Origin of the sequence: Vagococcus humatus (genome assembly GCF_003950325.1) — a bacterium.
GTDB lineage: Bacteria > Bacillota > Bacilli > Lactobacillales > Vagococcaceae > Vagococcus_C > Vagococcus_C humatus.
The window spans coordinates 300388-320840 of the sequence record NZ_PXZH01000002.1; the positions used below are offsets into that span (position 1 = coordinate 300388).

Annotated in this window: 14 protein-coding genes; 9 read left to right on the forward strand and 5 right to left on the reverse strand. The window is 33.2% G+C overall.

All coding sequences use genetic code 11. The annotated features are described in order from the left end of the window. Positions 1-29: 29 nt before the first annotated feature. Together C7P63_RS06475 and C7P63_RS06480 are read right to left on the reverse strand one after the other, a co-directional pair. The gene (locus C7P63_RS06475; protein ID WP_125943344.1) at positions 30-791 is read right to left on the reverse strand and encodes a LytR/AlgR family response regulator transcription factor; all 762 of its coding nucleotides are present in this window, start codon (positions 789-791) and stop codon (positions 30-32) included. Continuing rightward, a complete protein-coding gene (locus C7P63_RS06480) occupies positions 788-2542 on the reverse strand; it encodes a sensor histidine kinase (RefSeq protein ID WP_125943345.1) in 1755 nt (584 codons plus the stop codon). The genes C7P63_RS06475 and C7P63_RS06480 overlap by 4 nt, the downstream gene beginning before the upstream one ends. 221 nt (positions 2543-2763) lie before the next feature. Between C7P63_RS06480 and lrgA the strand changes: the two genes are divergently transcribed. The 4 genes from lrgA (at position 2764) to C7P63_RS06500 (ending at position 7043) form a co-directional block, all read left to right on the forward strand. Then, on the forward strand, positions 2764-3201 hold the full coding sequence (lrgA, locus tag C7P63_RS06485) for an antiholin-like murein hydrolase modulator LrgA (protein ID WP_125943346.1): 438 nt from the start codon (positions 2764-2766) through the stop codon (positions 3199-3201). Positions 3202-3204: 3 nt separating this feature from the next. Continuing rightward, complete coding sequence (lrgB, locus tag C7P63_RS06490; protein ID WP_125943347.1) at positions 3205-3915, forward strand: antiholin-like protein LrgB; 711 nt, start codon at positions 3205-3207, stop codon at positions 3913-3915. 112 nt (positions 3916-4027) lie between these two features. Next, a complete protein-coding gene (gene pflB / locus C7P63_RS06495) occupies positions 4028-6274 on the forward strand; it encodes a formate C-acetyltransferase (protein ID WP_125943348.1) in 2247 nt (748 codons plus the stop codon). 169 nt (positions 6275-6443) lie between these two features. Then, on the forward strand, positions 6444-7043 hold the full coding sequence (locus C7P63_RS06500) for a nitroreductase family protein (RefSeq protein ID WP_125943349.1): 600 nt from the start codon (positions 6444-6446) through the stop codon (positions 7041-7043). 75 nt (positions 7044-7118) lie between these two features. On the opposite strand, the gene C7P63_RS06505 is transcribed toward C7P63_RS06500, so the two are convergent. Further along, positions 7119-8534, reverse strand: coding sequence for a C69 family dipeptidase (locus tag C7P63_RS06505; protein ID WP_125943350.1), 1416 nt, complete (start codon positions 8532-8534; stop codon positions 7119-7121). Positions 8535-8716: 182 nt separating this feature from the next. On the opposite strand from C7P63_RS06505, the gene C7P63_RS06510 reads away from it, so the two are divergent. Beyond that, a complete protein-coding gene (locus C7P63_RS06510; protein WP_165863791.1) occupies positions 8717-9469 on the forward strand; it encodes a tyrosine-protein phosphatase in 753 nt (250 codons plus the stop codon). Positions 9470-9554: 85 nt separating this feature from the next. On the opposite strand, the gene C7P63_RS06515 is transcribed toward C7P63_RS06510, so the two are convergent. Next, positions 9555-11591, reverse strand: a complete 2037-nt coding sequence (locus C7P63_RS06515; protein WP_125943352.1) for a urocanate hydratase — start codon at positions 11589-11591, stop codon at positions 9555-9557. Between the two features lie 346 nt (positions 11592-11937). Here C7P63_RS06515 and hutI point away from each other — a divergent pair, with 346 nt between their 5' ends. The 3 genes from hutI (at position 11938) to C7P63_RS06530 (ending at position 17214) form a co-directional block, all read left to right on the forward strand. After that, positions 11938-13206 (forward strand): imidazolonepropionase, encoded by a 1269-nt coding sequence (gene hutI / locus C7P63_RS06520; protein ID WP_125943444.1) that lies wholly within the window; start codon positions 11938-11940, stop codon positions 13204-13206. 114 nt (positions 13207-13320) lie between these two features. Further along, entirely contained in the window at positions 13321-13995 is a 675-nt protein-coding gene (locus C7P63_RS06525) for a HutD family protein (RefSeq protein ID WP_165863792.1), read from the forward strand. Positions 13996-14154: 159 nt separating this feature from the next. Beyond that, entirely contained in the window at positions 14155-17214 is a 3060-nt protein-coding gene (locus C7P63_RS06530; RefSeq protein ID WP_125943354.1) for an AAA family ATPase, read from the forward strand. Positions 17215-17252: 38 nt separating this feature from the next. Here C7P63_RS06530 and glmL read toward each other — a convergent pair whose 3' ends face one another. Next, positions 17253-18653, reverse strand: coding sequence for a methylaspartate mutase accessory protein GlmL (gene glmL, locus C7P63_RS06535; RefSeq protein WP_125943355.1), 1401 nt, complete (start codon positions 18651-18653; stop codon positions 17253-17255). An 891-nt stretch (positions 18654-19544) separates the two neighbouring features. On the opposite strand from glmL, the gene ftcD reads away from it, so the two are divergent. Beyond that, a complete protein-coding gene (gene ftcD, locus C7P63_RS06540; RefSeq protein WP_125943356.1) occupies positions 19545-20444 on the forward strand; it encodes a glutamate formimidoyltransferase in 900 nt (299 codons plus the stop codon). Positions 20445-20453: the final 9 nt, after the last annotated feature.

Sequence of the window (20453 nt, forward strand, 5' to 3'; positions counted from 1 at the left end):
TCACGAGTGATATCACTCGTGAACTTTTTTTAGCGGTTTAGTTTTAGTCTATGTTTAAAGCCTTTGACATAAGAACGACTAACTGGAATTTTTTCATCGTTTCTCATAGTGAGTAACATTGTTTGATTGAACCAAGGTTCCATTTCTTTTATGTAGTCTAAATTGACTAAATAACTACGATGAATTCTTAAAAAATTAGGGCTAGTCAACGTTTTTTCTAAAGAAATTAAGGTGTCATTGGTTTCAAATATATGATCTAACGTATGAATGAGTAGTTTTTTATTTTGAGCCTCCAAGTAGTAAATATCTGCTATTGGAACAAAAAATACTTTATCCTCCACTGAAACTGGTAATAAATCTTTAAGAGCATCAGTAGACGGGGCAGCTTGGCTAGTTTGTTGTTGGTTTAAAGCTTGTAAAGCACTAGTTTTAGTTAAGGTTTCTTGGGCTTTAGTGACTGCTTGTTGAATACGTTTAAATTCAAAAGGCTTTAAAATATAATCGACTGCATTTAAATTAAAGGCTTCTATGGCATGTTGATCAAAAGCAGTGGCAAAAATAATAAAGGGAGCATTAGGTACTTGGTTGATTTTTTTGGCTAAGTCTAAGCCGTTTTCATCAGATAGATGAATATCTAAAAATAAAACATCTGGCATTTGCTGGTTCATTTGGCTAAAACATTCTTCAATTGAGTCAGCTTGTTCTACGCTATTAACTTCTGGACATTGTTTTAATAAAAAAGTAAGCTCGCTTCTAGCAAGTGGTTCATCATCTACAATTAAGATATTCATTTAGTTAATTCCTCCTTGGTAAAAGGTAAATTGGCAGAAAATTGACTGCCTTTATCTGATGTTTCAATGGTGAGCTGAGAATGTTGGCCAAAGAGACTAATCAAGCGTTTATTTAAATTTTCAACAGCAGAGCCTGTCCCTGTGGAAGACTTGATTTGTTTTTTCCCTAAATCTTGTAGCACATTAGGGGCTATTCCAATCCCGTTATCAGCAACAGATAAAAACAGCTGATTGTTTTGTTGTTTAGCAGTCACTTGGATGAGATTATGAGATTTACGCCCAACAAAACCATGTTTAATGGCATTTTCTACTAAAGTTTGAATAAAAAAGGGTGGGACAAGAGCTTGTAGACAATCCTCATCAATGTCATAAACCATGCGAAACTTGTCAGGAAATCTAGCTTGTTCAATCGAAAGATAAGCTTCAGTATGTTGGAGTTCTTCTTCTAAGGTCACCAGACTATGCCTGTGACCAGATAAATTAGTCCGAAAATAAGTGCTGAGCTGCAATAATAAGTCTCTAGCTTGATCTGCATTAATCCGAATTAAGGCAGAAATAGTATTAATGGCATTGAATAAAAAGTGAGGATTAATTTGTGCCTCTAAGGATTTGATTTCTGCATCTTTTAAAAGACGTTGATCGATTTCTGTCATCCCTAATTCAATTTGAGTAGAAAAAATATCTCCTAAACCTTTACTTAATTGTTCGTCTACAGAAGTTAACAATTTATCATAATCATAGTAAAGTTTAAAGGTTCCTACCACGGTGTCTTTTTTAAATAGCGGAATGACTATGGCAACTTTTAGTGGACAATTAGGATCACTACAGCCAATTTCTTCTTTGGAGTGAGCGATATGGATTTTGCCTGTTTGTAACACTTCTTTGGATAAATCAGTAATGATTTCTTTAGTAGGAACATGATGATCACTACCTGCTCCAATATGAGCTAAAATACTAGTAGTATCTGTAATGCTAACAGCAGAAACGTGCATATATTGCTGGATGATTTCTGCGGCTTTTTGAGAAGAATTACGGGTGAGTCCTTGTCTAAAATAAGGCAAGGTTTGATTGGCTAGTTCCAATACATCATGAGTTTGAATTGCTTTAGCAGCTTCTTCTTTATTAATAGTAGACGCAATAATTGATAAGAAAATACCTGTTCCTAAAGCATTAGTTAAAATCATAGGAACTGCAATAATCCTGACTAATTCAAGTGCTAAGCTAGTATTTTGATAAAAAATCAAAATACAGATCATTTGAACAATTTCCATTAACGCTCCAAAAAGACTGCCTTTTAACACGTTTAAGTGCCGAATATCGGAAAAATAGTGTTTGCCTAAAATACCAGATAATCCCCCAATAATTAAGGAAGAAATAATGTAAGTATAGGCATTCACACCTCCTTGGAATAACCGAACTAGACCAGAAATAATCCCAACGCCAATCCCTACCAGAGGTCCTCCAATTAATCCAGAAATCGTAATAGGTAGTACCCTAGTATTGGCAATCGAAGTTCCTGTTGGCAAGGTTAAAATCAAACTGGTATTTAAAATATTTTTTTCTTCAATTAGAACCCCGGTAAAGTTACTAATAACAGCAAAAATACCAAAAATAATGATGAGCATCAATTTAGAACGAGTTAAATCTAACTTAGACATGATTTTAGTATAAAAAAAGTTATTCATTAAAATGTTGGCTAATAAAATAATAAGACCAACCCGCTCTAATAAGGTTAACGTTAAAACAAACATACTATTCCCCCTTTCTAATTATCATACAAAAGATTAAGTAAAAACGCATCTAACTTAGTTTGTTTACGGTTTCAATTAATAGTAAGTGACAAAGGAAAAAAAGCATTTCGTCAATGAATATAAGCATTTCATCTAAAAAGCCACTGAAAAAGATAAAAATTAGCTAAGATATAGTCATGGAAAGACAATCAGATGATGATGTTAATTAGGAGGGATTTACCATGAAAAAATATTCAATCATGTATCAAGGAACACTGATTATGGCTATTGTTTTTATCTCGAAGATAATTGAAATGATATTAGCTACTTATCACATAACAGCCCCTGCTTCAGTTGTTGGTTTAGTTATTTTGTTTATAGGTTTAACTAGCGAAAAGATTAAATTAGAACAAGTAGAAGATGTAGGGAATGCCTTGGTAAATAATATTGGTTTGTTTTTTGTGCCAGCTGGTATAAAAGTGGTTAACTCATTAGATATTTTAAAAACAGCACCAGTCTTAATTTTAGGTTTAATTCTGTTGTCTACAGTGATGTTATTAGCCTTTACAGGGTTATTCACTCAAGGGTTAATGAAAACGGCTCGTCGTAGAGAAACTGAAAAAAAAGAACCAGTATTACATGGTTCTGTTACAACAAAAAATCATCTAAAGGAGGCGTAGAAAATGTGGGAAACATTTATAAGTATGTGTAAAAGTACACCGTTATTTGGTGTCTTGCTCTCTGTAGGAAGTTTTTATTTAGGACAATTTCTTTTTAAAAAATCTCACGGATTCTTTTTATTCGCTCCTCTTTTTGTAGCAATGATTAGTGGTATTATTTTTTTAGTCACTACAGGTATTAGTTTTGAGGAATACAATAAAGGCGGACAAGTTATTAGTTTCTTCTTAGATCCTGCTACTGTTTGTTTTGCAATTCCCCTTTATAAACGCCGGGATGTGCTAAAAAAATATTGGGTACAAATTTTAGGAGGATTAACGCTAGGATCGATTGCCTCTATTTTAGGGATTTATGCTGTAGCTAAATTCTTTCATTTAAGTGATACAGTCATTGCTTCAATGTTACCTCAAGCAGCTACGACAGCTATTGCTATGCCAGCAGCTGAAAGCGTTGGTGGTAACGGGGCGATTACTTCTCTAGCTTGTATATTAAATGCAGTCATTATTTATGCTTTAGGAAAACCTTTAGTGAAAATGTTTAAGTTAACTGATCCAGTAGCTAAAGGTATAGGACTTGGAACGGCGGGACATTCTTTAGGAGTATCTACTGCTCAAGATATGGGCGAAGTAGAGGCTTCGATGGCAAGTATTGCTTTAGTTGTAGTAGGGATTATTGTAGTGATAATTCTTCCTATATTAAGCGCTTTCTTATTTTAGAATAATTTTAATAAATTGTAATCATTTAGTTATAGCTATTTTAGCTTTTATCGTTTACAATAAAAGCTCAAATTATAAAAATACTATCTTTTATGACATGGAGGAAAAATGAATGAATGCTTGGCAAGGATTTAAAGGCGACCACTGGAAAAGTAGCATCGATGTAAGAGACTTTATTCAACATAACTATACAGAATATCAAGGGGATGATTCTTTCTTAGAACCAATCGCTCCAAGTACAGATAAATTATGGACTAAACTACAAGAACTATTTGAAGTACAACACCAAAAAAATGGTGTCTATGATATGGATGTTGATATTCCAGCTACGATTACCTCTCACCAACCAGGTTACTTAATTCAAACAGAAGAAAAAATTGTTGGACTACAAACTGATGTGCCATTAAAACAAGCCTTCATGCCATTTGGCGGCATCAAAATGGCCCAAAATGCCTTAACATCAAATGGTTATGAAACAAACGAAGAGATGAGTAAAATTTTTACGGATTTTCGTAAAACTCACAACCAAGGAGTATTTGACGCTTACACACCAGAAATGCGTCTAGCTCGTAAAAACAAAATCATTACAGGTCTTCCTGATGCTTATGGACGCGGCCGAATTATTGGAGATTATCGCCGGATTGCTTTATACGGTATTGACTTTTTAATGGAACAAAAGAAAAAAGATCATGCATTAACTGGTTATAAAGAAATGAATGACGATGTGATTCGTTTACGGGAAGAAATTTCTGAACAGTACCGAGCATTAGCAGATATGAAAGAAATGGCAGCTTCTTATGGCTTTGATATTTCAAAACCAGCAGCTAACGCCAGTGAAGCCATTCAATGGACTTACTTTGGTTATTTAGCAGCAATTAAATCTCAAAACGGTGCAGCCATGTCAATTGGACGTATCTCAGCATTTTTGGATATTTATATCCAACGTGATTTAGACAATGGTGTCATTACCGAGTTTGAGGCACAAGAGTTGATTGATCATTTGATTATGAAACTACGTATGGTTAAATTTGCAAGAACACCTGAGTATAATCAGCTGTTTTCAGGTTATCCAATTTGGGCAACTTTATCTATTGCTGGTATGGGATTAGATGGACGTTCTCTTGTTACTAAAAATGATTTCCGTATTTTACACACCTTAACTAACATGGGACCTTCACCAGAACCTAACTTAACTGTGTTATATTCTTCTCATTTACCAGAAGGATTTAGAACTTATTCAGCTAAAATTGCGAAAGAAAGTTCTTCTATCCAGTTTGAAAACGATGATTTATTACGTGCTAACTGGGGTTCAGATGATTGTGGAATTGCTTGTTGTGTCTCTGCTACTGTTATCGGAAAAGATATGCAATTTTTCGGTGCTCGTGCTAACTTAGCTAAAGCTGTTTTATATGCGATTAACGGTGGAGTAGATGAAAAAACTAAAATGCAAGTTGCTCCTAATTTCCGTCCAATGACAGGAGATACTCTTGATTTTGAAGACTTTATGTCAAAATATACTGATATCTTAGATTGGTTAGCTGAACTGTATGTAAATACTTTAAACATTATCCACTATATGCATGATAAATATGCTTATGAAGCTCCACAACTTGCGTTAATGGATAGCGATTTAAGAAGAACGTTTGCAACAGGAATTGCTGGAATTTCACATGCAACAGATAGTATTATGGCTATTAAACACGGTAATGTTAAAGTTATTCGTGATGAAGATGGTATGGCGATTGATTATGTACCAGCTAATGAGTTCCCAACTTATGGAAATGATCAAAAAGAAGCAGATGATATGGCTAATTGGATTTTAACTTACTTTATGAATCAAATTAAACGTCATCATACTTACCGTAATTCAACACCAACTACATCTCTATTAACAATTACATCAAATGTGGTGTACGGAAAAGCAACAGGAAACACTCCAGATGGTCGTCGTGCAGGAAAACCTTTAGCACCAGGAGCTAACCCAAGTTACCGAGATGGTAAATTCTTAGGAGAAAAACATGGCTTACTTGCTTCTTTAAATTCAACAGCTCGTCTGGACTATACTCATGCGTTAGATGGTATTTCTAATACCCAAACAATCAATCCAAATGGTTTAGGAAAAGATGATGAAACACGTATTAATAACTTACGCAATGTTTTAGATGGCTATTTTGATAAAGGTGGTTACCATATCAATGTCAACGTCTTTACTAACGAGTTATTGTTAGATGCACAAAAACATCCTGAAAAATATCCAAACTTAACAATTCGGGTATCAGGATATGCGGTTAAATTTAGAGATTTAACACCTGAACAACAAGCAGATGTTATCTCTAGAACATCTCATGACTTCATGTAAGTCTTATAAATTAGGATAAATTGTAAAACAAGCTAGTTCTAATATAGAACTAGCTTGTTTTTTTTAATCGATCTAAAAAACTTACTAAAAATAAGATAAAACTCTTTACTTATTAAAAGTAAGTATATATAATAAGTCTATCAAATGATAAACAAAGGAAGGGATTAATATGACATCTCAATTTTTAACAGCATTAAAAAAACGTCGGTCTATTTATGATTTAGGAGATAAATTAAGTATTAACCAACAGGACTTAGTAACATTAGTAAAAGAAGTAGTAAAGGAAAGTCCATCAGCTTTTAACTCTCAAACTCAGCGAGTAGTTTTTCTTTTTGGAGATGCTCACAAGAAGTTATGGGAAATAACAGAAGCTGCTTTAAAACCATTAACACCACCAGAAGCTTTCTCTGGAACCCAAGCTAAATTAGCTAGTTTTGCTAAAGGCTACGGAACATTATTGTTTTTTGAAGATCAAGCTGTTGTTACACACTTACAAGAACAATTTCCGCTATATGCAGCTAATTTTCCTATTTGGTCAGAACAAGCTAGTGGGTTAACTCAAGCGAATGTTTGGACTGCTTTAGCTGAGCAAAATATAGGTGCTAATTTGCAACACTATAACCCAGTGATTGATGAACAAGTCGCAGCTCAGTGGAATATACCAAAAGAGTGGCAATTACGAGCACAAATGGTAGTTGGGTCAATCGAATCTCTTCCTGGAGAAAAAGAATATATGGATGATACGACTCGTTTTTTAAGTTTTGACTAAGGTACATATTTAGATGAAGTGAAAAAAGTCTTGCTGAATAAGAAAAACTTATTCAGCAAGACTTTTTAGCATTAATTACAAGTTAACATCGATATTAAAAGTTAATTTAGATAAATCAATACTATGTTGTACTAATTCTCCAATAAAATGCAAGGTTTTCTTTTCCATTTTATCAACGATAACTTGATTTTGTTCAGTTAAATAATGTGTTAACTGATCATTAGTTAATGTTTGAGCCTGCTCATCTGTTTCTTGGATGAAGCGATGTAATTCTTCCCGGCAATCTTTGAGATAATCAATGTCAGATTGGATTAACTCGCTATAATGCCCTTCAACTAAGGCTGTAACTGTTCGGTACATCCAATAAGCATCTGTGATTTGCCAATGTAAATGAGTATGACTAAAACTTGAATGGACTTGATTGATATTTCCATAAAAAGGTAAGTAAGGCGTATAACTAGGCACTCCTACCGATAACCACATTATCGGAGCTAAATCATCAGGAACATGATTTCTTACTTGCATAACATGAGAGTTTTGCGTTCTATTTAAGGAGATAGGACGGAATAATTTTTTCTCTTTTTCTGTGCCATAGCCATAAGGATCGTAGACCGTTTCATTGTAATGAGAACTTAAAATATATTGTACATCTTCTAAACTAATTTTTTTAGTTGGTTTTCTCAAGAAGGGTAGTTCACTAGACATAGGGTCTTGCTCCACGCTAGGTGTGAGATATTTTTGACCAAACCAAACACGGGGAGTGTTATAGTGCCGATCTTTTTGTGTGTCCGTTCCAAAAATTCGGCGGAAATTCCATCCATTAAAATCAGGATTTAACTGATAGGTTTCTACAAATTCTTGAATTCCTTCTGACCACATGTAGTTAGTCGGATCATTAAAATCAATTTGTTGTTGAGCTACTTGATTAGCAATCACTGCATAAGAATCATCTGGAATTCGTTGGGCTACCCAATGATGGCCTGTAACGATTTCCATATACCAAACTTCCTCTTTGTCGCTAAAAATTACCCCATTGCCTTCAGCAGAACCTAAGTCATGAACTAATTTACCTAAATATTCTACTCCATGGCGAGCTGAATGGATGTAGGGTAACACAAGTAGCATAATCGAATCTTCAGCAATGCCGTTTGAAATCAGTGGATCATGAGCTAATACACGCTCATTAGCATAAACACTTTCTGTTGCACTCATGCCAACATTTTTTTCATTAAAGCCTGATTCTCCGAAAAAGCCTTCTTTTTCAATCTCCACATTAGGGACGATTTGATATCGGTAGCCATTTTCAGGTAAAGTAGTAGTGAGTCCGTTTAGATTGGAAACATAATGAGTATCCGTTAGGGTTTCAGCAGGTTGAATAAAGAAACGTTGAGGATTATAGGGTAAGAAAGTATCGTCATTTCTTGCCATAATAGTTGAACCGTCAATGGTAGCATTTTTCCCAACTAAGACAGTTGTACAAGCTTTTAGCATATAAAACACTCCTTTTTATTGGTTCTGGCAATAAATTTTGTCAGATAGCCTAACTTTATGATACTCCCTTTTATGAACAGGTTCAATGGCAAACAATTTTACGTAAAACATCATACTAAATTAATTTATTTATAAAAAAGCTATGCTATGATAGAAAAAATAGAATGGAATTAGGTGGTAAAATGGAAAAACTAGTCAATTTTAGAGATTTAGGTGGCATTTATACAGGGGATAATCAACAAGTTAAAACAGGTAAATTATTTAGAAGCGGAGAACCGGTTCAGTTATCCGAAGAGGAAAAGAAACGGATTACTGAAACTTATCATATTGAGCGAATTTTTGATTTTAGAAGTGAGGGAGAAATTAATCAACGGCCTAATGATTTTTCTAAGCAATTAAGCTACATTCCTATTGATTTATTTCGTGATAATCAAGAGATTACCTCAAGCTTTTCTCAGTTAATGGCTCATGCTGACTTGGCTGAAGAGTATATGCTGCGGATTTATGAAGAGTTAGTCTTGTTGCCTAGTGCTAAAAAAGGTTATCAAGAATTTTTTGAAGGTTTAGTGGATACCCAACAGGTAAGTTTATTCCACTGTTTTGCTGGGAAAGACCGAACTGGTGTAGCGGCAGCTTTGTTTTTTAGTTTTTTAGATGTTTCTAAAGAAGATATTTACCGAGATTATTTAAAAACTAATCAAGATAGAAGAGAAGCTAATGAACTGATTTTAAAAGAAACTAAGGAGCAAGATCAAGTCAATGAGGAACAACTTAAAAGTTTAGAAACGATGTTGTATGTGAAACCTAATTATTTAGATCATATGTTTACCACAGTCAAGGAGCATTACGGAAGTGTATTAGGATTTGCCAAAGAGGGACTTAACTTGCCTCATAGCTTTTTTGAGGAATTACGTTATAAATATTTAGATAGATAAAAATAAAATAGTGAGCTTCCAAAGTTATAATTGGAAGCTCACTTTCTTTTTATCTATCTTTTTGACAAGATAGGTTTATTTTCTATTATTTATTAAATACTTTAGCTACAGCATCAGATACTTTTGCTTCATCAGCTAAGTAAGGAATAGTAATGTGGTCTGTTCCTTCACGAGTAGCATTGTATTCAATAGATGTTTCAATAGCATGTTCATTACGAGCCCAGCTACGACGAGCTACTCCGCCCATAGTATCCCAAGCAATAGCAGATTTAATGATTTCATCAGCTAATTCACTACCATCTAAAACTAAACCAAATCCACCATTGATAGATTTACCAATACCAACACCACCACCGTTATGAAGAGCAACTAAACTCATACCACGAGCAGCATTTCCTGCATAACATTGTGTTGCCATATCAGCACAAACGTTACTACCATCTTTAATGTTAGAAGTTTCACGGAATGGAGAGTCTGTCCCTGATACGTCATGGTGGTCACGACCAATCATAACAGGACCGATTTTTCCTTCACGAACCATTTCATTAAATTTAAGGGCAACATTTACACGTCCCATAGCATCTTGATAAAGAATACGAGCTTCAGTTCCCACTACTAATTGGTTTTTCTCAGCATCTCTAATCCAGTTGTAGTTGTCACGGTCTTGATAACGACGAGTTGGGTCAATCACTTCCATAGCAGCATGGTCAGTTGCTACTAAGTCTTCGTGTTTACCACTTAGACATACCCAACGGAATGGTCCATAACCGTAGTCAAATAACATAGGTCCCATAATATCTTCAACATATGAAGGCCAAATGAATCCGTCTTTATCATCGTAACCATTTTTAGAAATTTCTTTAATACCTGAATCATAAACAGATTTCATAAATGAGTTACCATAGTCAAAGAAATAAGTTCCTTTAGATGTTAAAGATTTAATTGCTTTATAATGACGTTCAAGAGTTTCATCTACTAATTTTCTGAATGTTTTTTGATCTTCAGCTAGTAAGCGAGTTCTTTCATCAAAGGTAATGCCAGCAGGGCAGTAGCCACCTTCATAAACGTTATGACAAGATGTTTGGTCAGATAATAGATCAACATGAATATCATTTTGGTCAATATACTCAAGTAAGTCAACAATATTACCATGGAAAGCAATAGAAGTTGTTTCTTTTTTATCAATATATTCTTGAGCAAGTTTCATTGTTTCTTCAGGTGTTTCAGTTAGGTTACTAATCCAACCTTGTTCTAGACGAGTATCAATTCTAGATTTATCAACTTCAGCAATAATGGCTACTGAGTTAGCAATTTCTCCAGCTTTTCCTTGTGCACCACTCATACCACCAAGACCAGAAGAAATAAATAATTTACCAGTTAAATCTTCATCATCAGCTAAACCTAGTTTCAAACGACCAGCATTTAGTAAAGTATTGAATGTACCGTGAACAATTCCTTGAGGTCCAATGTACATCCAGCCACCAGCAGTCATTTGTCCGTAGTTAGTTACACCCATTTGTTCAGCAATTTCCCAGTCTTCAATGTTGTCATACTCACCAACAAGTAAGCCGTTTGTAATAACAACACGAGGCGCGTCTTTTTTAGATTTGAACAAACCAAGAGGGTGTCCAGATTCGACTACTAATGTTTGTTCGTCTGTCATAACTTCTAAATATTTTTTGATTAATTGATATTGCATCCAGTTTGCACAAACGGAACCTGTTTCTCCGTAAGTAACTAATTCATAAGGATATAAAGCTACATCAAAGTCTAAGTTATTATCAATCATTACTTGCATTGCTTTAGCAGCAGTACAATTTCCTTTATACTCATCAATTGGTTTACCGTAAACTTTTCCTTTTGGATACCAACGATAGCCGTAAATACGTCCACGAGTTGTTAACTCTTCTAAAAATTCAGGAATCATTTGATCATGGAATTGTTCAGGAACATAACGTAGAGCATTTTTTAAAGCTAGTTTAGTTTGTTCTTCTGTTAAACGGAAACCACGGTCAGGTGCCCGACGAATGCCTTCTTCAAATTTAGGCATTTCTGGTAAAACGTCATCTAATTTGATTGTCATTGCATTACTAATGTCAAGATTGTTAATGTTATAAGTCATTGTTAATCCTCCTAAATAATGTAAATAATAATGTTAGTTGTTAATCATAAGAGAACACTTTTTAGTTGGTTAGAATAAAAAGTGTTCAATTGGTCAGTCACATGCGTTTTAGTATCATAGGTTTTAGGTTATGGCCTAATCATACAAGGAGACAGTCAATAAAGTGTCTATCTCATGAAAAACTTTTTTTTTTTGCTAAAATATAAAGCGCTTTCTTTTTTTGACGTAAATTAGATACCTTTCAGTTATCATTAATTCTAATTAATTATATAATATATAAAGGAAATAAAAAATAAGTATCATCTATTTTTTTATATATTAAAAAAGAATTAGGAAGGTGACTGTGTTGATAGCAGATAAAATTTTAGTTCATTTCAATCAGATTTTTTCTCCCATTGATAAGGGACATCCATTGAGAGGAGAAGAAATGTCTGAAGCTAATATTATTGATGATGGTTACATTGCTATAAAAGATGGCAATATTTTAGCCGTAGGATCAGGTGAACCAGATCAATCTTTAGTAGGGCCTTTAACCAAATTAGTTTCTTATAAAGGAAAAATTGCTTCTCCAGGGTTAGTTGACTCTCATACCCACTTAGTTTACGGAGGCAGCAGAGAGCATGAATTTTCTAAAAAATTAAATGGTGTTAGCTATTTAGATATTTTAAAAGAAGGTGGAGGAATTTTAAGTACTCTAAAAGCAACTCGAGAATCTTCTTTTGAAGAGTTATACGACAAATCAGCTAAACTGTTAGATTATTTTGTAACACATGGTGTAACAACAGTAGAAGCTAAAAGTGGCTATGGGTTAAATTGGGAAGTTGAAAAACGCCAATTAGAAGTAGTAAAAGCCTTAAATAATAGCCATCCAATGGACTTGGTTTCTACATTCATGGCAGCTCATGCTGTTCCACCAGAATTTAAAGAAGATAGAGAAGGATTTATTCAACTAATAATAGAAGAAATGCTTCCAAAAGTTGCTGAAGAAAACTTGGCAGATTTTTGTGATGTTTTCTGTGAAACAGGGGTATTTACAGCAGAAGAGTCTCGTCAAATTTTAGAAGCGGCAAGAGAAGTCGGCTTGAAATTAAAAATTCATTCAGATGAAATCGATGCAATTGGCGGAACGGAGTTAGCTGGGGAACTACAGACAACTAGTGCTGAGCATTTAATGGCTATTACAGATACTGGAATTGCTAAAATGCGAGAAGGCAATGTGATTGCCAATATTTTACCAGCAACTACTTTCAGTTTAATGAAAGATACTTATGCACCTGCTAAAAAAATGTTGGAAGGTGGTTTAGCTGTTGCTTTATCAACAGACAGTAACCCAGGAAGTTGTCCAACAGCAAATATGCAATTTATTATGCAGTTAGGCTGTTTTGCTTTACAATTAACACCCATTCAAGTATTTAACGCTGTAACCATTAATGCTGCTTATGCAGTAGCACGAGAAAATAGCATTGGTAGTTTTGATCAAGGAAAACAAGCAGATATTACAATATTTGACGCACCAAATATTGATTATCCACTGTACTTCTTCGCTACTAATTTAGTAAGTGAAGTCTATAAAAATGGTGAGTTAGTCGTTAAAGATCGTCAAGTTGTTCGGTAATTTATACTAAATTATAGAAAAGCTAGATAAGAAAGTCTCTTAGCGATTAATTTAAAATTAGTCGTTGAGAGATTTTTTATTTACGGTATAATGAAAAAGGTAGGGATTTTTCGTATGTCATATATAAAATTAAATCCAAAGGTTTATCCTGCTGATACTTGGTATGGTGGGGATAGCTTTGAAGTCATACGGTTCCCAGTTTCATCGACGTTTGACCAACAAAATTTTGATGTAAGGGTATCAAAGACAGTGTTATATAATCACTCTTCTTTTTTTACACAACTACCTAACTATCAAAGAACATTTGTCACGTTAGCCAATCAAATGACGTTAAAACAACAAATTAGGAACCAATCACTTGTGGATCAGTTACGACCTTTTCAAGTTCTTCAGTTATCTGGCGAATCTTTAACTGAGATTGAAGGAATTGGCTCTGGTTTTAATTTAATTCACAGAAATTTTGTTCATTGTCAGTTGCGTTTGTTTAGCCATAAAGATTGTTGTGCTTATCAGCTAACCAAGCAACAAGTCTTATTGATCGTGTCTCTTAGTCCACTTGTAGATGTTGACCTAACGCCAAGTAATAAGTATTTAAAAGAATGTATTACCTTACAAGAAAGTGAAACCCTTTTAATTTGGGATGAAACCATTGAATTAAGCTATTTTAAAGCAGTCATGGATCCTAGTTCCAACTATTTATGTTTGGGTTGCTTTATTGATTTTAGCTATGATGAGGCTATGTTTCATCAATTTATTAAACATTATCAACAATTTGATAGTTATATTTAGTAACTTGTTTTTTTAAAAGGCTTACAAAAACGAGTGGATGGTAGTTAACTAGTTGTTGTTTAACACACAACAGCTGTGCCCTTTTTCTTTATTTAGGTTAGAATTAGGTTTGTTTGAAGGCGTTTTTTTAGTATAAGGAAAAAAGATAAGGATGATTTTATGAAGAATCAAGTATTTTGTCAGTTATTTGGAAATCCACAAGTTAGTTTAAATGGAGAACCACTTATTTTCTCATTTTCTAAAATCAATGCATTAATTTACTATTTAGTCGTGAATAAAACAGTGAGTCGGGATGAAGCAGCTGGGCTACTTTGGCCTGATAAAACGGAAAAAAATGCGAAGAAAAATTTAAGAAACACCATTTACCAAGCTAATAAAATGTTAGGAGATGACTTTATCAGCTCTCCTAATAAAGTGTTACTTGTATTAAATGAAGAATTAGATATTACTAGCGATATTGATTGCTTTTTAAAAAATCCAAGAGAAAATTTAGATTACTATCAAGGGGAATTTTTAAAAGGCTTTTTTGTAAAAGAATCTGAAGATTATGAGCTTTGGACTGTTAAAATGCGTAATTTCTATGAAAAAAAGTTTGTGCGAGAATGTTTTAGAAAAGTCGAAGAAGACATTGAGATGAACCAAGTTAGTGATGTGGAAAAAAACATTCAAAAATTAATTACCATTGATGAATTTGATGAACGAAATTATCAACTGTTAATGCAATTTTATCAAGATCAAGATCGAAATGGTAAGGTCATCGAAACTTATTACTCTTTAGCTAACTTATTAAAAGTAGAGTTAGGAATTAATCCAGGCGTACAAACACGAGAAATTTATGAGCACTCTTTAGAAATTATTAATCAGCATACTTATATGGAGATTAACCGATTTACTTCATTGTTTTATGGTCGTGCGAAAGAAATTAATTTCCTAGAACGAAATTTTGCCCGCTTTTTCAAAAATCAGCCGTATCAATCTGTGGTGATTACCGGAGATGCAGGAGTTGGGAAAAGTTCGTTAAGTAACCGGGTGTTGGATAATGTCCAAAGTGATTTTTTCATTTTAGAAACTCAGTGTTATCAAGCGGAACAACGACATGCCCTAAGACCTTGGAAACAAATTATTGAAAAGTTGTCACAAATTATAAAAAATGAAGAAATGATTCAACCTAAGCTATGGCAAGAAGTTATTTCAAAGGTATTTCCAGATTTTGATGATCATCTACCAGATATTACTTTTCTAGAAAATCAGGAGCTAGTTAAATTAAGCTTATTAGAACAAGTGATTATTGAAGCAATAAAAAAAGTGTCAGAGGTAAAAAAATTAGTCATTATGTTCGATGATATTCAGTGGCTAGACTCGACTAGTTATTCATTATTAACTAGTGTGATGTTACATTTAAATTCTAATGAAGCATTATTTATGTTTACAGCACGGAATGAATCTAATGAAAGCATGGATAGTTTTTGTGCTTCTATGAGTTCTTATGATAAGTTGACTACACTTAAACTAATGCCTTTTACAATGGAAGAAACTAAGGAATTTATTCAAAAAAAATTACCGAAATTAGAGTTGACAGACACGCTAATTCAAAATATTTTTGCTCACACAGAAGGCAATCTATTCTTTTTAATTGAGTATATCTCTTTATTAGAAACCAATGCTAAGTTTGACGTGATGACAGTAAAAATGCAAGATGCTTTGAGAAAACGTTTCATGTATCTAACTCCAGATGAAAGAGAAGTGGTGAGTGTCGCTTCGTACTTTTACGATCAAGCACCTCTTAAAGTATTATCAGATATCTTAGGGAAAGAGCAAATTGATATTGTCAATATTGTTGAGGATTTGGTAAATAAAAATATCTTAAAAGAATACATGGAAAATGACCAAATCTTTGTTAAATTTACCCATGCTAAATTAAGAGAGTATATTTATCTTAATCAGTCTTTAGCTAAAAAGCGGATTTTCCATGGAAAAGTTGCTGAAGTTTTAGAGAATAATCTGCAAACTAATGGCTCTAATCAAGATATTTTAATGTATGCTAAAATTGCTCATCACTATGAACAGGCTAAAAATGATTTACGAGCCCTAGATTTTCAGTTACGCTATTTGCATAATTATTTAGGTTTTCAACATGAGTTATTTCCTGTTTATAATAAATGTTACTTACCAGTGGAAAATAGTACCGGAATTGATCAAGTGACGATTTTTGATCAGTTTGATAGTTTAAAACAAAAATTAACTAGTTTAGAAGAAGAGTATCAAAGCTCAGAAGATTTTCAACTACTTATTATTAAATTTTTGTATTTAGAAGGTCGTTACTTTATTCGGTACGGAGAATACGAGCAAGGTATTAAGGATATTGAGCGCGTGATTGATAAGGCGAAAGAATTTAATAATGAAGAGTATTTGTTATCTGGCTATAAACAGTTAGTTTATTATTGCATTCAAGTAGATGATGCAAAAGAGATGTCTAAATATATCGAACTTGCCTTAGATGCAGCTATTATGGCTAATAACCATGAGTCTATTGGTATTTTATTACGGCTAAAAGGTTTGTATTATATGATGATAGGTAATTTCACTTTGGCAGACAAATTATTAAAAGAGTCAATTAATACCTTTACTCTAACAGAAGAAATTATGAAAAAATATTCAATCAACATTGCAGCTTCTTATAATTATTTAGGAGAGATTGAACATATTCAAGGGAATTATTTAGCAGCTTTAAAGATGTACCAAAAAGCGATTGATTTGTGCGAAGATAAAGGATCCTATTCTAGTTTATCTGTTTTTTACATTAATACCGGTGCAAGTTATTACGCTTTAGCTAATTATGAGCAAGCTAAAAAATACTTAAAAAAAGCTTACGCTTTATATGAAAATTTCTCTTCTTTATGGAAAAGACCTCAATTAGATGCTTACATGTCTCTTGTTTACTTGGAAGAGCAACGCTATGATAAAGCTTTTGATTGCATTGTCAGTTCTAAAAAATATTCTGATTCCTTATCTAATCCAAGAGATTTAGGCACAGTTTATTATGCAGAAGCTATTATTAGTAATGAACTAAGCCAAAAAGATTCTTTACAGGAATTGTTACACACTGTGATGGATCAAGAGCCGATTGAGTATTACAAGCAAGCAATATCTCATCTAAATCCTTATTGTGATGTGTTTGAAATTAATAAATTGCAACATATTTTTGGTGTAGTTAATTAAAATGAAACTCCCTCAGAGTTTAATCTGAGGGAGTTTTTTTATAAGTGAATCAAATATTTTTTCATTAATTGTAAAGCTTCTTTTGGATAGTGATCTCCTAGTAACCCCATGGCAGATAAAATATAAGTACGGTCTACATAAAAATCAGGAGCTTTCGGTTTTAAACTATGGAGTTCACTAGCTTTTGGTTGACAAGCTTTTAAAATAGATTCGGTAACTAGGCTATGGACTAAGACTCCACCTGTTCCAATAACTGCCTTAATACCACTTAAATCTTTACCGTTTTGATAATAAATAAAACGAGTAGGAGTTTTTTCTTGGCGCAAATGTCCAACATGACGTGAAAAAGCTAAGTCAGTTGCGATTTTTGCCATTGCTTCATCAATTTGTCTATCTACAGGAGAAGTAGGAACAAACCAAGGATCTTGACTTCGTTTTTGACAGGCTGTATGAAGTAAGTCTTTAGACAAATCTGTAGTTGTATCTAAATAATAGTGAAAAAGTTCAGTGGGAGTTGCTTCGTAAAGACTTAGAGCTGAATAACGCATCCCTAAATCTCCTTCTACAGTTCTTTTTTCCACTGGTTCCTGTAGACCTTCTACCCGAATACTTGGATTAGTAGGTTTACCAGTAGCGATAGAGTGAAGGTCAGTAGTAGCACCGCCGATATCTAATACAACTAAATCCCCTAAGCCTTTTTCTTCCTCATAGCCTTTTGACAGTAAAGATGCAGCATGTAAGACAGCAGTAGGAGTAGGTAAAATAGGTTCTTCAGTTAATTGATAAACATCTTGCAAACCCTTTGATTCAATAATTTTTTCCATGAAAATTTGACGCAAAATATTACGAGTAGGTCCAGCATGTAGCATATTAATTTTAGGCATCACATTTTCAGTATAAAAAACAGATAAATGGCTTTCTTTAAAAATAGTTTGAACTTCAGGAATAGCAAATTTATTTCCAGCAAAAACAATAGGAATAGTAGAGGTTAGTTCTGTCAGTTTTTTAGCATTATAAGTTAAAAAGTTAATATTTCCTCCATCGGTTCCTCCTGTCAGTAAGATAATATCAGGATCTAAATCGTTCATCTCCTTTATATCGTCATCAGACAATCGGTAACTATAAGTTTTTAAAATCCGCGTGCCTGCTCCTAGAGCCGCTCGTTTAGCAGCTTCGGCAGTTAAATCTTGAGTTAAACCAATGGCTACCATTCTAAATCCACCTCTAGCAGAAGAGCAGACTAATTGCTCATCAAAACTAATCGGTTTAGGTAATTTTTCTTTTAATAGGGCTAATGCTGCATGAAATCCTTCCATAATATTACTGGTAACAGTAGTAGTACTTTTAGCAGTAGCTAGAATGTTAGTTTCTTTTAAATCTACTGCAGTTAATTTGGTAAAGGTACTACCAAAATCGATTAATAAAACATATCTTTTCATATCATTCACCTCATAAGAATATAGTAATTGATTGTTTTTTTTTATAAAAACAATCAATGGTATTAGAATTAACCTAAAATTAAAACTTTCTCATTTTAATAAATATTTTTTTTGTTTTTTTTAACAGGTATAAAAAATAAAAAATGAATCTATTAAACGTCAAATTTGAGTTTTATTTGTTAATGATCTCTAGTTTATTTCTTTTGTTTAAGCAAACTCAAGAATGAGCTGCTGCAACAAAGACAAATTTGTCATTAGAGAAAAAAGTAAAAGTAATTGGCTATAAGTTAATATAAACCTATTTGTCTTCATAAATTGACTTAGTTATAAAAAATCAAACATTAAAATATGTAGCGCTTACAATGCTAAATTATAACTATAAGGTTGTTCCGTCAAACAAGTGTCAAAAAATAAATATCAGAATAAGTAGTAAAAAATTAAAGCAATTTTCCAAAATAAAATAGTTTGAAAAAAGTATGATAAAAAAATTGATAAATAATTGAAGAAAGATGTTTTCATTAATTTTAGGCGTTGACAGTGTATAGGTGCAATGTTATTCTTAACTCAGTTGAAAGCGTTACCTAAACGTAAATAAAGAACAACTAAGAAATGGAGGAATTTTGGAATAAGTCATAACAACTGAATAAAAGTTGTACGTTTAAAAATTTAATAACAATAATTTTTTTATGTATAGAGTGATTTTAGCTTATAAAGTATGAAGGAAAACTATAAAAAATGGTTAAACAAACACCCAATCATATCTGTTTATCGAAGATCATTTACATTTATAGAAAGCGCTTACTTTACATGTAACTGGAACATTTTATACAAAAATTTAATAAGTGTTAAAAACTTTAAAAAGAAAAAATAGATGAAGGGACGTATCAAATCATGGCAAGATTAATCGAATGTATTCCAAACTTTAGCGAGGGACAAAATCAAGAAGTTATCAATGGCTTAGTTGAAACTGCAAAAAGTGTTAATGGGGTTACTTTGTTAGACCACTCATCAGATGCAAGTCATAACCGTAGTGTTTTTACATTAGTAGGGGATGAAGAAGGCATTCAAGAAGTTGCTTTTCGTTTAGTAAAATATGCAAGTGAAAATATTGATATGACTAAACATCACGGGGAACATCCTCGTATGGGAGCAACAGACGTTGTACCTTTTGTACCTATTAAAGATATTACGACAGAAGAATGTATTGAAATTTCTAAAAAAGTTGCTAAACGTATTAATGATGAATTAAATATTCCAATCTTCTTATATGAAGAATCAGCAGCAACTCCAGCTCGTAAAAACTTAGCTAAAGTTCGTAAAGGTCAATTTGAAGGAATGCCTGAAAAATTACAACAAGAAGAATGGGCGCCAGACTTTGGTGAACGTAAAATTCACCCAACAGCTGGAATTACAGCAGTTGGTGCAAGAATGCCATTAGTTGCCTTTAACGTAAACTTAGATACAGATGATATTACTATTGCTAATAAAATTGCTAAAATCATTCGTGCTTCAGGCGGCGGATTTAAATATTGTAAAGGAATTGGCGTAATGCTTGAAGATCGTAACATTGCTCAAGTTTCCATGAACATGGTTAACTTCGAAGGAACTCCTTTATATAGAACATTTGAAACAATTCGCATGGAAGCTAAACGTTACGGCGTTAACATTATTGGAAGTGAAGTAATTGGTTTAACTCCAGCCAAAGCATTAATTGATTGCGCTGAATACTACTTACAAATTGAAGACTTTGATTATGGTAAACAAGTACTAGAAAATCACTTATTAGGATAGGAGAATTTA